The organism is Fodinibius salinus (assembly GCF_008124865.1).
GTDB classification, from domain to species: Bacteria; Bacteroidota; Rhodothermia; order Balneolales; family Balneolaceae; genus Fodinibius; species Fodinibius salinus.
In genome coordinates this window covers 249,173-265,430 of the sequence record NZ_VNHY01000004.1, presented here as the reverse complement: position 1 = coordinate 265,430, position 16,258 = coordinate 249,173, and the positions used below count along the sequence as shown (strand labels likewise).

Here is a 16,258-nt window from a genome sequence, read left to right as displayed (position 1 = left end):
TATCAGTTAATTTAAGTTAAGCAAAAGTTAAGGCTACACTATTTTTTAGTCAAGACTAAAAAAACTACTTTATTGCACCTATAAAGGTGCAGCGTTGGTAAACAAAAAGCCCCGAACTTATTTAGGTTCGGGGCTTGAAAGTGGAAAAGTAAAAGCCGATTTATGCCGCTAGTCGTTCATTTCGTCTTTTTTGTTTAATCCTTTTCTTTTGCCGGTTTCTTTTTTGCCAAATAATAAAACCGGTAATAGAGAGAACAGCGGGCGCTATGCCGAAGAGTGAATAAAGTATTTTGATGATAATTCCTCCCCAGTTTCCAAAATGAAGGGGGTAAATAAAACTAAGCAGATGCATATAAACCGGTTGGTTTGCGATAAAAAAGGATTGTTGCTCTTTACCGTTTTGCGGGTTGAACTTTAGATAGTTTGAAAACCGGTAGTGAATAGGCCAGTCAGTATTCATATGACCATAGAGGGTAATATTGCCATTCGGCTGTTTGGGCATACTGATATACGAGGGATCAAAGCCGGGATACGAGGTTTGAGCTTTATCCAACAGGTTGTCGATAGATGTGTTAACGGCCGGTGGATTAGGCATAGGTTTAGGCCCATCAGACTTAATATGGGTGCTAACGATTATGAATAAAATAAGAGCGCCTGTTGTGGCAGTAATAAAGTTAAATAGCAGGGCCCAGACCCCGATGGTACGGTGGAGTTCAGAGGAGGTAGATTGTAAGTTGCGAAAGCGAGGGCGAATTTTGAAAGTCAGTACCCGTCCGATAGCCTTTCGATAAAACCAAAAACCGGTAATTAGTGAACCTATGAACATCAAGGCTGCGATGAATAGAATAAGTTCGCCCCAAAAGCCGGAATGCAAGCTGTAATGAAGTTTAAGCATCCAGTGGGTGAAACTGTTTTGGCTGTTACTGTCAAAAAGGATCTCCCCCGAGACCGGATGGACGTATAAAAAACGGCGGGAATCGGGGCGGCGTATCTCCGCTTCAATCGCCCGATTGGCACTTTTGGGAATGTTGGTGAAGCGAAGGTCCCAATTCGGATGTTTATTAGTAATTGATGAATAAGCCTTATCAAGAGAGACCGGTTTAGAAGAGTTGGGTTGTTCAATGGTCTCAGAATGGATAAAGTGATCGATCTCATCATCAAAGACGATAATCGATCCTGTAACTCCCATTACGAGTATAAAAATACCCGCTATAAGCCCGAACCATTTATGGATAGAAAGTAATATTTGTTTATTCATAGAAATAAAAAGCTGCCAAACTTTTCACAGAATGGCAGCCAATGTATTTAGGGGTTAAAGCTTAACTTTCAATGTTGCATTTATACGCGTACCGGGTGCTTTGGAATATCCTGTTCCAAAGTAAGATCCGGCCCATTGTGAAATAGCAGGGTAATAGTTTTCATTTAGCAAGTTTTCAATACCTATGCTAAAAGAACCAAAGGGTAGTTGGTAGCTAGAGTTTAGATCCAAAACAGAGTATGGGTTAACTTTATTTTGGTAAGCACCAGAAGGATTATCAAATCGGTCTCGTTTCCCAGAATGTAACAAGCTTAATTTAGATTTCAGTTTGGAGGTAAACTGGAATTGGGCATAAGCTGTAAACTTTGGAGGCGAAATGCGGTTATTTACTAAGAATGAATCCTTAGAGTCGGTGTAGTTGCCGTTATCATTGTTATCGCTTCTGCCTTCAGTAAAACTGTAGGTGGCTCCAAACTCCAGGAAAGAAATAGGACGTGCATGAGCACTTACTTCAAATCCATAGACAATTTCTGGTGATCGGGCAATGACAAGAGCACCATTATTGTTTTCCTGATATGAAGCTCCCAAATCGGAAGTACTGGCAAAACCGGATATAGAGCCACGGAATATACTAAATGAGCTGTTTATTCCGATTTCATAGTTTTGTACAATAATTGGTTCCGGATCAATGCTTTGTACGGTTGTTGATTTAGTAGCACTCCGCAGAGTACGCCCAAGATCAGCAATAGAAAAACCCTGTGAGATACTTACAAATGGATTGAATGCTTGGTACTTCTTATAGCTGAGACCAAGGTTGTAGGTGAAGGCACTGTATTTAAGATTTCCGCCTTCGATATCAACGCCACCACTGAAACCTCCACTTGGTTTTTTCTTTTGTACGGTTGTGTAGCTTGGTACATCGATATTAATACTTTCTAAACGAGCACCGCCTTTGAATACCCAGTCATCATACAAAATAGTTTTCAGCTGGGCATAAGCAGCATAATTTGCCATATCCATTGCAGGAGTGATGATGCGACCATCAAACAACTTTTGTTGAGTCTCATCTTTGAGTAAATCCAGACCGTAAATGAGGGAGCCATCAATATTTTCACTCAGAGTAAAAGGAGATTCCAAGTTGAGGCGAAAGCCCAGTTTTTGAGATTTCAGGTAACTTTGACCACCATTTTTATATCCGCTGAAAAAGCCAAATACCGTTTTATAATCTTGCAGATAAGCTGTTGCATCCAGCGAGGTTTTATTCCAAAAGTCTAACCATGTGTATTTTAGCTGGGCATTATGGTTGCCTTGTGTACCTTGTGACTTACCTCGGGGATCTTGCTTTACTGCAGTTGCTTTTTGATTAGGATATGAACCTGCAATGGTAGAGTATTCTGTTTCCTGATCATTGGAGTAAAAGTTATACATAGCTTCTATACGCTGTTTGGGATTGATATCATACCCCATCTGCCCGTAGATATTATAAACTGATGCCTGAGAAAGACCTCCTTGCCCTTGTGGATTGGTAGGAATAATATCTCCACTGGCATCCTTAAATAGTCCCTTTTCTTCAAATGATCCCTTAATATTGTAGCTTAATTTATCTGATCGACCAGAAAGTTGTTGCGAGAACCGATATCCAATGCTGTTGCTTGGTGCCGTAAGCGAGATGTTAGATCCCACCTGGCTTACTGATTGGAAGCCATTTTTCTGTGGCAGGTTGGTTATATAGTTGATAAGTCCGCCGGTAGCTCCGTTACCGTAAATTGCGGTTGCGCCTTTGATAACTTCGATACGGTGTACAGAACCAGCGTCAATAGTTTGTAGGTCTCGGCTTACCGCTCGCAAAGGAGTTGATTGTGGAATGCCGTTAACAAGGACTAAGTAGTCACGACCACGCAGATTCTGTCCCCAATTACTGCCCGATTCGGTAGATTGGGCAAAGCCCGGAACCTGTTTTGCGAGCATGTCATTTAGGTTTGAATTGATTGTAATTTGTTCACCGATTTCTTTATCACTTAAGATATTCACAGAAGCCGGTACTTCATCCAGCGATTCAATGCGGCGCGTAGCAGAAACAACGACCTCATTCATGCCCAGAATATCTTTTTCCAAATTTATAGTAAGATTTTTGGTTTCTCCTTTATCAATCGTGATATCACGTTGGATTTTTTTATATCCTATCGCAGAGATATAAAGAGTATATGATCCTGAAGGAACTTTTGGAATAGTAAACTCTCCATTTGCATCGGTAGGAGCACCTAAAGTGGTATTTTTAAGCCCTACATTGATAGCCGGTAAAGGGTTCTCATTATTGGCCTCGAGAACCGTCCCTTCAATTGTTCCAGATTGTGCAAAGGCAGAGGTAGAAAATGCAAAGAATACAAAGAGAAAAGAGAGTTGTAGCTTGGTTAAATGTTGCATCGGGTTCATATTATCTTCTAACCTATCTAGGTTGTCTTTATTTATAATTCTTATTAATGAGTTTTGTGAGGTTTAAAACGGGAAATAGGATGTATTAAGCTTGGTGAAGACCGAAAAATAAGTACCTCAAAAAACTTGATTTTATTTAGACTGCTTTTAAATAGCAGACGGTAAAACTATTTAGATCAATTCTAAATAGCAAGGAGAGTCTCTGATATTTTTTGTGGTGATGGTATCCTGTATTTTATAAAGAGTTCAGTGATTGTTGATAACCCTGTCCTTTTGTGGAAAAGTATACGTTGACAATGATATTGGTAGCTGTTTTATTGAAAATAGATTTAAAGGTGCCCCGACAACCGTCGGGGTGAAAAGGGAATCCGGTGCTTTCAAGTATTTGAAATCCGGAGCTGTTCCCGCAACTGTAATTCGATTTATTTCTTTGTTTTGACCACTGTCTCAGCCCCAAAAGAGACGGGAAGGGTAGAAGAAACGGTCGATAAGCCAGGAGACCTGCCTTTAGATCAAGTAAACGAGGCCTTCGGGAGTTAAGGTGTTGTTGAAAGGCAGGTACCGTATACCCGATTTATTGTATACTAGCATTACGCTTGAACTCTCTGCCTTCACAACGTTTTAGTTTCCCTCCTCATAATTTAAAGCTAAAACAGATCATTATGATTACGCATAATCTTGGATATCCGCGGATAGGTATCAACAGAGATTTAAAAAAAGTAGTAGAACGATATTGGAATGGAGAGATTGATAAGAGAACGTTGGACGAATCTGTCTCGTCTCTCAAAGTCATGCACTGGACCACCCAGAAAAATGCCGGCATCGATATGGTGCCTTCAAATGACTTTTCTCTTTACGATCAGGTACTTGATACAGCTATGTTGGTTGGTGCAGTGCCTGAACGCTATAAAAAGATTTTCCAAGAAGAGGATGACAAGATCTACAGCTATCCTATTGATACTTATTTTGCCATGGCCCGAGGCCTGCAGGATGAAGATCATGATATAGCAGCCATGGAGATGACTAAATGGTTTAACACTAATTACCATTATATCGTCCCTGAATTTACTCCGGATCAAGAATTTCAGTGCTTATCATCCAAAATTTTTGATGAGTACGAAGAAGCAAAATCTGTGGGTGTTATCACGAAGCCCGTACTGATTGGTCCGGTTAGCTTTTTGTTGCTGGGTAAAGAGAAAGATGCTCCGGATGATTTTCACCGTTTGGACCTTCTTGATAAGCTATTACCCGTCTATCAAAATATTTTATCTAAGCTTCAAAGTATGGGCGTAGAGTGGGTGCAAATTGAAGAACCATTTCTAGGTCTGGATATTGATGAAGACACTGAAATCGCCTTTCAGCAAGCATATCAGAAACTGGGAGAAGAGTGCTCAGAATTAAAACTGCTATTAACTACCTACTTCGAAGGTTTAGAGGATAATATAGGGCTGGCTGGCAAACTACCCGTTGACGGACTACATGTTGATCTTGTCGAAGCCCCGGACCAGTTGGGTACCATAATTGATCATCTTGATGAAGGTATATCACTCTCACTGGGTGTTATTGACGGTCGTAATATTTGGAAAACCAATCTTGAGAAAGCTGCCGAATCTATTCAACAAGCAGCGGAACAGCTTGGCAATGATAAAATCATGATTGCTCCCTCTTGTTCTCTGCTCCACTGCCCAGTGGATCTGGAACGAGAAACTGATGAAACAGCTCTGCCTGCCGAAGTAAAACGGTGGATGGCTTTTGCTAATCAAAAGTTGGATGAACTTACATTACTGAAGAACTACGCATCTGACTCATTTAGTGAGGAAGAACAACAACTATTCAAAGAGCACCAGGCCGATATCTCTGATAAAGGAAAGTCGGAGCTGGTACACAATAACAGTGTTCAACAACGCATGCAGTCACTCGATGATGAGATGCTGAAGCGTGATCATCCTTATAATGAGCGGAAAGAGCAACAGGAAGAACACCTTAATGTGCCGGGGCTATTTCCGACTACTACTATCGGCTCATTTCCACAGACCTCTGAAGTTCGTAAGTGGCGTTCCGATTTCCGAAAAGGGAAGATATCAAAAAAAGAATATGAAGAGCGGATAGAAGGTGCGATTGATGAACTCATAAACCGACAGGAAGAGATTGGGTTGGACTTGTTGGTGCATGGTGAGTTCGAACGCAATGATATGGTGGAATACTTCGGTGAACATTTTGCCGGCTTTGCCTTTACGCGTCACGGCTGGGTACAAAGCTACGGCACACGCGGTGTTAAACCTCCCATTATTTATGGTGATGTCCACCGCCCGGAGCCGGTAACCGTCCGCTGGTCTTCGTATGCTCAATCACAAACTGATAAGCCGGTGAAAGGGATGTTAACCGGGCCCGTGACTATTCTACAGTGGTCTTTTGTCCGTGATGATCAATCCCGTGAGGAGACCGCAAAACAGATTGCCCTGGCCATCCGTGATGAGGTAGAAGACCTTGAGGAAGCAGGCATACAGGCGATCCAAATTGACGAACCCGCCTTTAGAGAAGGTTTGCCCCTACGCCGTAAAAACTGGGATCCTTACCTTAAGTGGGCCGTTGATGCTTTTCGCCTGGCTTCGACTGTGGTTAAGGATTGTACTCAGATTCACACCCATATGTGTTACTCGGAGTTCAATGATATCATCGAGCACATTGCCCGCCTGGATGCTGATGTAATATCTATGGAGACCTCTCGATCACAGATGGAGTTACTGGAAGCCTTTGTGGAGTTTGATTACCCCAACGAGATCGGACCCGGGGTTTATGATATTCACTCTCCGCGGGTGCCTTCTACCAGCGAAATAATTAGTCTTCTTGAAAAGGCTGCTGATGTGCTTGATTCTTCTCAGCTGTGGGTAAATCCGGATTGTGGTCTTAAGACCCGGGGTTGGGAAGAGACGGTACCATCTCTTAAAAATATGGTTGCTGCCGCAAAGCAAATGCGGGAAAAGCAGGCTGAACTAGAGATATAGCAAATCCAAAAATAGAAAATAATTTCTATCCCTCTTTTCATGATAAACTGTGAATGAGGCTGTCTAAAAAGTTTCAATATGGGTTTGAATACATTAATAATGTAGGCGTTATAAGAAGTAAAAGGTCAATCCTCCTGTCCTCCTTCTCCAAGGAGGAACGCAAGATTCAAAAAGTAGGTCCTAATTCATAGGATGAGCATATATAAAGTCCCTTTTGGAGAAGAGGGATTTAGGGAGATTGATCGCGCCTTAGTTATTTAGGGGACGTTTACTTTCATTGGACTTTTGGGACAGCCTCTAAGGGGGAGGGTATTACACTTATGAATACATTATCAAATCAGCCTAAATCTAATCCATTTCGGAGTTAAATAACGCTACATATGACTATACTAAATATACGAAGGGCTGTATCACTAAAGAAAATTCTAATATTTATAAATAATAGACCATGAATAATAAGCTAATTGGACGTACTTCTGTACGAGATAATATTAAGCTCAGCGAAGATCCATCTTATCCCATTTTTAAAGAACTGTATGAAAAACAAAAGAAAGTAGTCTGGTTTCCCGAGGAGCTGAATATTCAGCAGGATGCTCTTGACTACCACTCCCTGACCGACGACGAGAAAGAGCTTTTTGATACAGCTGTGGGGTATTTTTGCTCATCAGAATTACTGGTACAAAATGTGCTGGTCAATTCTTTTTTCCCGCTTCTTACGGATCCACATGCCAAGATGAGTTTTAGCACGCAGTTGTTTATGGAAAATATTCATAGCGATTTCTTTGAAATTGTGTTGCAATCATTTGGCCTGGATCGCGAAAAAATGTACGATGTGGCTTTTGATGATCCCATCCTTCGTAAAAAACAGGATCTAATTGTGGATGAGATCGACAAGATAAGTCATGGCAAAATCAACCCTGAAACTCTAAAAGGACAAAAACAGGTACTGCGGGCTATTTTGCTGAATAATATTGTACTGGAAGGAATCTTCTTCTACTCTTCTTTTGCCCACTTTTTTGCTCTTAAGGATATGGCCAAGATGAAGAATGTGGTCTCCGGTGTAGAGTTGGTGCTCATCGATGAGTCACTGCATCTGCAAAATGGGATTGAGGCTATTCTGATTATGCTCGAGGAAAATCCGGAAATCGTTGAGGATACTGAATACGTGCAGGATATCCGCAATGTGATTCTGGATGGCACGTCGCTCGAAATTGAATACGTCAAGCATCAGTTTGGTGATCGTACGATCCTGGGAATTTCATCCGGAGAGATGGAACGCTACCTAAAGTATATCACCGATCGCCGACTACAAGAACTTGGTTTTCAGCAGGAGTTTCATATCAATGAGAATCCGCTGCGATTCCTGCAGAAAGAAGATGTCAAGAAGCTGATTAACTTCTTTGAGGTCTCCTCCACCGAATACACGAATTACTAGACCACCCCTTGTCATCCTGCTCTTGTTTCGGAATCTCCTCCAACAGATGCTGAAGAAAGTTCAGCATGACATATCGACCTAACTTCAAATAAATTACCAAATATTATGAAACGAACAGTCATTAAGCGCGATGGTACTGAACAGCCATTTCGTACACAAAAAATTATTAACGCTATTTTTGAAATCATTGAGGGTCTCAAGGTTGAGGACGATTACGAGCTCGTCTTTAAAATTATGAAAGAGCTCGACTTAAAAGTCCCTGAACGTGTTACCACTGAAGAGCTCGATAAATTGGTGCTTAAAGCTATCGAGCAACTTATTCCAAAGCATCCGGTTTATGATACGCTGGCCACGCGCCAGCTGCTAAAAATTGTTGATAAAGATATAAGCCGGAGGTTGGATAATTTCCAAGATTATTTAGAGCAGGCTTTTGAGCAAAATCTGCTTGATGAGCGACTCAAAGACTTTGATTTCGACCTGCTGACTCAAACGCTCAATTTTGATCGTGATGGATTGTTGGGCTATTTCGGTCTTACTACGCTCAAAGATCGGTATTTGATGAGAAATCGCGACAATGAGATTATTGAAAAGCCGCAGTGGTTTTTTATGCGTGTGGCCATGGGTATTGGTAACTCCAATGAGCAGATTGTTAAAATGTATGAGAAGCTTTCGAAGCTTCAGTATTTACACTCTACCCCCACGCTGTTTAATTCCGGTACTACCACGTCGCAGTATTCTTCTTGTTATGTGAGTGTCATTGATGATTCGCTGGATTCCATTATGGATAAAGCCCGGGAAACTGCTTTTCTGGCTAAATATGCCGGCGGCGTAGGCACCGACGTGACCCGCATTAGGGCTACCGGCTCCAACATCAAATCGCTGAATGCACCCTCATCCGGATCTATTCCGTTCATTAAAATTTTTGATACGTTGGTCAATTCTATTCAGCAGGGCGGTCGGCGGCGTAGCTCACAGGTAATGTCCATGCAGCCATGGCACCTTGATATCGATGGGTTTCTTGACTTGCGCGAAACGACAGGCAATGCTTACTTCCGCACGCCGTCGCTCAATACCAGCCTCTGGATGCCGGATGAAATGATGCGACGCATTAAAAATGAGGAGCCGCTCTACTTTTTTGATCCCGGTGAGTGTCCTGAATTAGTGGATGCAGTCGGCGATGATTTTAAGAAAAAGTATGAGAAGCGTATCGAGCAGGCGGAGGCCGGAGAGTTAAAACAGTACGATAAGCGTGCCAGTAAAAACTTCTTCAAAAAGTATCTGTTTAAGTTGGCGAAAACAGGCCATCCGTGGTTAATATTTAAAGACGAGCACAACCGCCATAATCCGTGTCCCAAATACAGTGTAATAAATAGCTCCAACCTCTGCACCGAAATTTCTATTCCCAACCGACCTGATTCGACTGCTGTATGTACATTGGCTTCGGTGAACCTGTCGAAGCATTTGAATGAAGATAACACCGATGTTGACTGGGATCAGCTGGAAGATACGCTGCAGCTAATGACCCGTGGACTCGATAACATCCTGGATAAAAATTTCTATCCGTCCGACGAAGCCAAACGCAATACTATGGACTTACGTCCGCTGGGCATTGGGATGATGGGCTTTGCTGAGGCACTGGTGGATCTTGGCATCCCTTATGATTCCGAAGAAGCCGTTATATTGGCACGAAAGTTGGGTTCTTTTATGCGAAAAATAAGCTATCGCACATCGAAAGAGCTAGCACAAGAGCGCGGTGCCTTTAAGCATTATCAAGAGATGGAAGAGCAGGGAGATCCTTATGATTACGAGCCGCGCCGGAATGCGGTACTGTTGGCTATTGCTCCCACAGCTTCTATTTCAATTATTTCGGGCACTACCTCATCCATCGACAGCTACTTTAGCAATTTGTATTCGCGGGATACGCTGTCGGGCAAGCATATTGTGATCAATGGTCAGCTTATCGAGGATCTCGAGGATAAGGGCTATTGGAGTGAAGAGATGGCACAAACAATCAAGGCCAACAATGGGTCGGTGCAGCCAATTGAAGAACTCGATGGTGTGATTAACAAAGATCTGTATAAAACGGCCTATGAAATTCATCCTGAACGACAAATTGATATTGCTGCGGCTTTCCAGGAATCTATAGACCAGTCGGTATCCAAATCGCTCTATATTGATGAAGACCTCCGGGATAACATGGAGGAGATTTATCTATATGCCTGGGAGAAAAAACTCAAGTCCACCTATTACTGCTTTATTGACAAAGTAGTGAAAGGCGAAAAATACACCGAAGAGGTTAATAAACGGGGATCACGCAAAGGATTTGGTGCGGCTGCTACTAACGGCAATGACCGTTCAGATGTTAAGCCTGAGGAACAAGAAATGGAAGAAGGACAGGCAGAACTGGAGGCTAGAGCACGAGAAAAGTTTGGGGATGATGCAGTTGATAAGGCTCTTAGGACTGAAGATGCAGACTCATGTCCTACCGACCCGATGCTACGCAGAATTTGTCCCGCTTGCGAATGATGTAGCAGAGCGTAGTTGTTTAATTAATGCGTGCAGGTCTCATATATATTCGTTTGAGATCTGCACGCTTTTTATATTAGATACGGTTATACCAATGAAAAAGGATTTTAGTTTTAAATAGATATATTAGCTATGAGCCAATCAGAGCAAATACTTAGGATTAAAAATATGGTTTGTCCGCGCTGCGTGACCGTTGTAGAGGATACGCTCCGGGATTTAGGCTTTAAGGTGATAGATGTAGAGCTGGGATGGGCGAAAGTGCAGGCAGAACACGCTATCCCCAAAGAAAAAACTGAAGCTGAACTTCAGCATCATGGATTTGCATTAATAAAGGGCAAACATCAGCAGCTGGTAGAGCAGATTAAGATGTTGTTACTAGCTTATATTGAGAAGCTGGAAGAATCAGATGATCAGCCTAAACTGTCTGACTATTTATCGGATGAACTGCACAAAAATTATTCATCGCTGAGTTCAGTTTTTTCCGAAAGTGAAGGTACAACTATTGAAAAATATCTTATTCATCTGAAGATTGAGCGCGTCAAGGAGTTGCTTTCGTATGAGCAGATGACGCTCAGTGAAATTGCCTATCAGTTAAATTACAGCAGTGTTGCCTATTTATCGAAGCAGTTTAAAGAGGTGACCGGCATGTCGGTGACAGATTACAAAAAGGCTAGGGATTCTTTTCGCAAGCCGCTGGATGGCCTTAAAGACTAATTTCAACTCCAGGGTATCACGGGCACCAAATTAGATTTGAGCAGGAGTGGCGTTCGGCCATTCGTTTTGTTAATAATCTCCATGGAAAACCCTAAAATTCTATAAGAATTGCCAAGAATTCTATAACAAGAATAGTATACTTATGCTGTATCTTCAGCATGAAATTTGATTCCTAAACCAATAAATGAGTATATGGAAACGCAGGAAAAGAAGCTCCAACAAAAAACACTCAAAATTGACGGCATGCACTGTGCCGGCTGTGTAAATTCGGTACAACAAATGCTTGAGCAGCTGGAGGGAGTAAAAGAAGCGCCTGTTAATTTAGCAGCCGAAACGGCCCGAGTCACATATCAGGATGGGTTGACACTAGAAGATTTTGAAGAAGCTATTGAAAAGGCCGGTTATACATTGGTGAAGGAGGAATCCGGTTCAGAAATGTCCAAGGCAGAAAACAGGCAAAAACGCCAACAGGAAAAGCTAGATACTGCTAAATCCCGAATGTGGTGGTCGTGGGCACTTACTATTCCTATCATACTGTGGATGCTTCCTGAAATGATATGGGGGTATGCCTTTTTAGGTGGTTTAGGTTTTGAGGTTGGTATGCTCGTCCTATCGGCAGCTGTTATATTTTGGCCCGGATGGGAAACAATAAAAGGAGCTTGGAAATCAGCGAAAAATGGGGCACCCAATATGGATGTACTCATTGCCATGGGAGCGTTGGCAGCCTTGTCTACAGGATTTGTGGCCTTGTTGCACCAGTTTGCCCTTGCGCCAGATTTCCACAGTTTCGCAGGTATTGCCGGTATGATTATGGCCTTTCATCTGACCGGCCGTTATATAGAGACTAAAGCCAAGGGCCGGGCTTCGGATGCCATCCAGGAATTAATGACGCTCGAAGCCAAAGAGGCTACTGTAGAACGCAACGGAGAAGAGATAAAAATTGATGTACAGGAGTTACAGCCCGGTGATTTGATGATTGTTCGTCCCGGAGAGAAGATTCCCACTGATGGTAAGGTAATTGATGGGCAAAGCAGTGTTGATGAATCTATTGCCACCGGAGAATCTATGCCCGTCGAGAAATCGAAAGGGGATGAGGTGTTGGGTGCCACTTTGAATAAAAATGGTGTGCTAAAAGTAGAAGCAACCGAAGTGGGCAAAGATACCTTTTTGAATCAGGTGATACGGATGGTTGAAGAAGCACAGGGATCACAAGTGCCCATCCAGGAGTTTGCTGATCGTATTACCGCTATTTTTGTACCTGTAGTATTGGGAATTGCAGGGCTTACACTTGCCAGTTGGCTTATTTTTCCGGGATTTTTTGGCGGTATCGCCGAATGGGGTGCTGGTTTTATCCCGTGGATTAATCCGGAAATGGGAAGTGTAGCACTGGCCTTTTATGCGGCTATTGCCGTGCTGGTAATTGCTTGTCCCTGTGCATTGGGATTAGCTACGCCTACCGCGCTGATGGTCGGTTCCGGCATGGGCGCCAAAAACGGTGTGCTCATCCGAAACGGAGAAGCAATACAAGTCATGAAAGAGGTAGATACCATTGTGCTTGATAAGACCGGTACTATTACCAAGGGAGAACCGGGTGTTACTGATGTGATAGCGTTGGACAGTGCAACCGAAGAAGAAGTTATAGAAGCTGCTGCTTCTGCCGAACGTGGTTCTGAGCATCCGCTGGGTAGAGCTATTGTGGAATATGGCGAGGACACTTATGGGAAATTAAGCAGTGCTGATAATTTTGAGGCAATTACTGGCAAAGGCATTAAGGCCGAGGTTAAAGGGGAAAAGGTGTTGGTTGGCACCCGAAGCTTAATGCGTGAATCAGAAATTGGGCTTAACACCTCTATTGAAAACCAGTTAAGTGGTCTTGAGGAACAAGCCAAAACAGCTATGCTGGTTGCCATTGACGGGACGATTAAAGGTATAATTGCCGTCGCTGATCCGATCAAAGAAGACAGTAAACGAGCCATTGATGCCCTCAAAAAATTTGGCCTGACTCCCATTATTATGACTGGCGATAACGAACGCACGGCTAAAGCAGTTGCTGCCGAAGTTGGTATCGAGCAAGTTATTGCCGGAGTGTTACCTGATCAAAAGTCTGATGAAGTGAAGCAACTTCAACAGCAGAACAAGGTTGTAGCTATGGTGGGTGATGGCATTAACGATGCGCCGGCATTAACCAAGGCGCAGGTGGGGATTGCCATCGGCACAGGTACGGATGTGGCTATTGAATCCGGCGATATTGTTTTGGTCAAAGGGGATTTAAGTGCTGTAGTAAAAGCGGTGAAGTTAAGCCGCGCTACCTTTGCAAAAATTAAACAGAATCTATTTTGGGCCTTTTTCTATAATGTGGTGATGATCCCTCTTGCTATGGCGGGTATGCTTCATCCGCTATTAGCTGAGGCGGCTATGGCATTTAGTTCGCTGACAGTTATTGGTAATTCCCGTCGGTTAAACAGGCAAAATATCCAGCCGTATGAATAAGAAACGTTGTTATTGGATTATGCATTAAGTAACATAGATGATCACCAACCAATGGAGTTTATGGGTATAGGCAAAAAATATGGAGTGGCTGCACTGATAGGGATACTATTGGTCAGCGTTACATTTTCACTTTGTTGCCATACGCCCGTTTCTGATTTACTTGAGGCTCCGCAAGTAAGGTTGGAAACCTCGGAGCATGCTCACCATGCTGATAAAACACAGTGCAATTGTGGTCATCAGGTACGCAACGAAATCCAAAAACCATCCAAAATAGTTAACAGTATCTCTCCTCAGGTGGTTGGTGAGAATGGTTTTCAGCAGCGTTTATCGTCTTCTCTAAATTTATCATTTCTTACCTATTTGCGTTCTAAAACAGCAGGTACAGTATTTGCGAGGCCTTCGCTACATCTGTTGTATCGCGTATTTTTGAATTAGCACATCTGGGTCTTTTGTAGTCAGCTTTAGCTAAATCCAGTCTCACCTGACTGCAAAACTATTAATTTTTTCATCTAACCACTGCTTTTGAACAGGCAGTTGCTTCCATTTTTTATATCGAATTTCTATATACAATCTCTGAACTATGAAAAACGATAACAATATAACGCGACGAAAATTTCTTCGTTATACCGCTTCATTAGCTGCTATGGCAGGTGCAAGTGCTATTTTGCCGACTTATGCTTTTGCAGGTTTTGGCAATCGAGAGCTGCTCACTCCCGAAGGTCCTGATAATATTATTGATTTAACCATTGGTAAGATGCCTCATAAAATTGATGGGAAACAAGGCGAAGCCATTGGTATTAATGGTACAGTACCTGGACCTGCTATCCGCTTACAGGAAGGAGAAGATGTGATGCTTCGGGTTACCAACGAGCTGGAAGATACGACTTCGATCCACTGGCACGGAATCCTGTTGCCTTTCCAGATGGACGGCGTCCCCGGTGTCAGCTTTGACGGTATTGCTCCCGGCGAAACCTTTGAGTACCGGTATCCGGTACGGCAAAATGGAACGTATTGGTACCATAGCCATTCGGGCTTGCAAGAGCAGTTGGGCCACTACGGGCCACTGATTATTGACCCGGCTGATGAAGATCCGGTTGAATATGATCGCGAATATCCGATCGTGCTTTCCGACTGGACTTTCGAAGATCCCCACGACGTGTTGGCGAATAACATAAAAATGGAGGGTTATTACAATTACCAGAAGCGAACGCTTGGAGAATTTTTCAAGGATACAAAAGAAAATGGGCTGGGGGATACAATCAAGGATTACCTTTCTTTTGGCAAGATGCGCATGAGTGCAACTGATCTGCTCGATGTTACTGGTGCCACCTATACTTATCTAATGAACGGACGTGGTCCGGATTCCAACTGGAATGCCTTGTTTAAGAAAGGCGAAAAAGTGCGGCTGCGATTTATCAATGCCTCAGCGGGTACAACGGCTTTTGATATTCGCATTCCCGGCCTGGAGATGACCGTGGTGCAAGCCGACGGCCAAAATGTAGAGCCAGTGCCTATTGATGAGTTTCGCATCGGTATTGCTGAGACATACGACGTGATTGTTGAACCGAAAGAAGAAAAACCCTATACCATTTTCGCCGAATCACTGGATCGCAGCGGCTATGCCCGCGGTACGCTTGCCCCCCGCAAAGGTATGTCCGCTCCCGTACCTGAACTTCGTTCCCGCCCAAAGCGTGATATGAAAGACATGGGTATGAATATGGCTGCCATGGATATGGATGGTATGAATATGAAAGACGATGACATGAAAAACATGGGTCATGAAGATATGGATCATAAAAACATGGATATGTCCAAAGATAGTAAGTTTCCCGCCAAACATGGTCCTGATGAGCACGGTCCCGGCGCAGCAGCTATTGCCCAAAACCAGTTTGATCGGCTGGACGAACCCGGTATCGGCCTTGGCAATGACGGACGAAAAGTATTGGTATATAACGACTTGAAGAGCCTGCGTCCTAATAAAGACAAACGTGATGCGCAGCGTGACGTGGAACTCCATCTGACCGGCAACATGGAGCGCTATATGTGGTCGTTCGACGGTAAGCAATTTCACCAGGTAGATGGTCCCATTGAGTTTAAGCATAACGAACGACTCCGTCTCACGCTGATTAACGATACCATGATGGAACACCCCATTCACCTGCACGGTATGTGGATGGAGCTGGAAAACGGCAATGGGCAGTACAATCCTCGACAACATACCCTGCTCGTACAACCGGCACAGCGCATTTCAGCCCTCATTACACCACGTGACAAAGGGCGATGGGCATTCCATTGTCACATCCTTTATCACATGGAGCGCGGAATGTTCCGTGTCGTCCAAGTGGCCGATGAGGATGGTAGTATTTACGGACAGGATTACTCGTAAATAGATCCAAG

9 protein-coding genes and 1 riboswitch are annotated in these 16,258 nt (G+C 43.3%); of the genes, 7 read left to right on the top strand and 2 right to left on the bottom strand.

The features are described 5' to 3' along the window. Positions 1–160: 160 nt before the first annotated feature. The gene (locus LX73_RS11905; RefSeq protein WP_148899729.1) at positions 161–1,258 is read right to left on the bottom strand and encodes a PepSY-associated TM helix domain-containing protein; all 1,098 of its coding nucleotides are present in this window, start codon (positions 1,256–1,258) and stop codon (positions 161–163) included. Between the two features lie 54 nt (positions 1,259–1,312). Continuing rightward, complete coding sequence (locus tag LX73_RS11900; RefSeq protein ID WP_170245683.1) at positions 1,313–3,682, bottom strand: TonB-dependent receptor; 2,370 nt, start codon at positions 3,680–3,682, stop codon at positions 1,313–1,315. Between the two features lie 325 nt (positions 3,683–4,007). Beyond that, positions 4,008–4,214, top strand: a riboswitch (cobalamin riboswitch). 139 nt (positions 4,215–4,353) lie between these two features. Between LX73_RS11900 and metE the strand changes: the two genes are divergently transcribed. From metE to LX73_RS11865, 7 genes are all read left to right on the top strand, one after another. Then, positions 4,354–6,696 carry a 5-methyltetrahydropteroyltriglutamate--homocysteine S-methyltransferase gene (gene metE / locus LX73_RS11895; protein ID WP_148899727.1) on the top strand — a complete coding sequence of 781 codons (2,343 nt, stop codon included), beginning with the start codon at positions 4,354–4,356 and terminating at the stop codon, positions 6,694–6,696. Between the two features lie 448 nt (positions 6,697–7,144). Further along, on the top strand, positions 7,145–8,131 hold the full coding sequence (locus tag LX73_RS11890; RefSeq protein WP_148899726.1) for a ribonucleotide-diphosphate reductase subunit beta: 987 nt from the start codon (positions 7,145–7,147) through the stop codon (positions 8,129–8,131). A 105-nt stretch (positions 8,132–8,236) separates the two neighbouring features. Continuing rightward, positions 8,237–10,657: a ribonucleoside-diphosphate reductase subunit alpha gene (locus LX73_RS11885; protein WP_148899725.1), complete on the top strand. Its 2,421-nt coding sequence runs from the start codon at positions 8,237–8,239 to the stop codon at positions 10,655–10,657. 132 nt (positions 10,658–10,789) lie between these two features. Then, the gene (locus LX73_RS11880; RefSeq protein ID WP_148899724.1) at positions 10,790–11,371 is read left to right on the top strand and encodes an AraC family transcriptional regulator; all 582 of its coding nucleotides are present in this window, start codon (positions 10,790–10,792) and stop codon (positions 11,369–11,371) included. A gap of 192 nt (positions 11,372–11,563) precedes the next feature. After that, complete coding sequence (locus tag LX73_RS11875) at positions 11,564–13,861, top strand: heavy metal translocating P-type ATPase (protein WP_148899723.1); 2,298 nt, start codon at positions 11,564–11,566, stop codon at positions 13,859–13,861. Between the two features lie 60 nt (positions 13,862–13,921). After that, positions 13,922–14,296 (top strand): hypothetical protein, encoded by a 375-nt coding sequence (locus LX73_RS11870; RefSeq protein WP_148899722.1) that lies wholly within the window; start codon positions 13,922–13,924, stop codon positions 14,294–14,296. Positions 14,297–14,441: 145 nt separating this feature from the next. Then, the gene (locus tag LX73_RS11865) at positions 14,442–16,247 is read left to right on the top strand and encodes a copper resistance system multicopper oxidase (RefSeq protein ID WP_148899721.1); all 1,806 of its coding nucleotides are present in this window, start codon (positions 14,442–14,444) and stop codon (positions 16,245–16,247) included. Positions 16,248–16,258 lie beyond the last annotated feature (11 nt).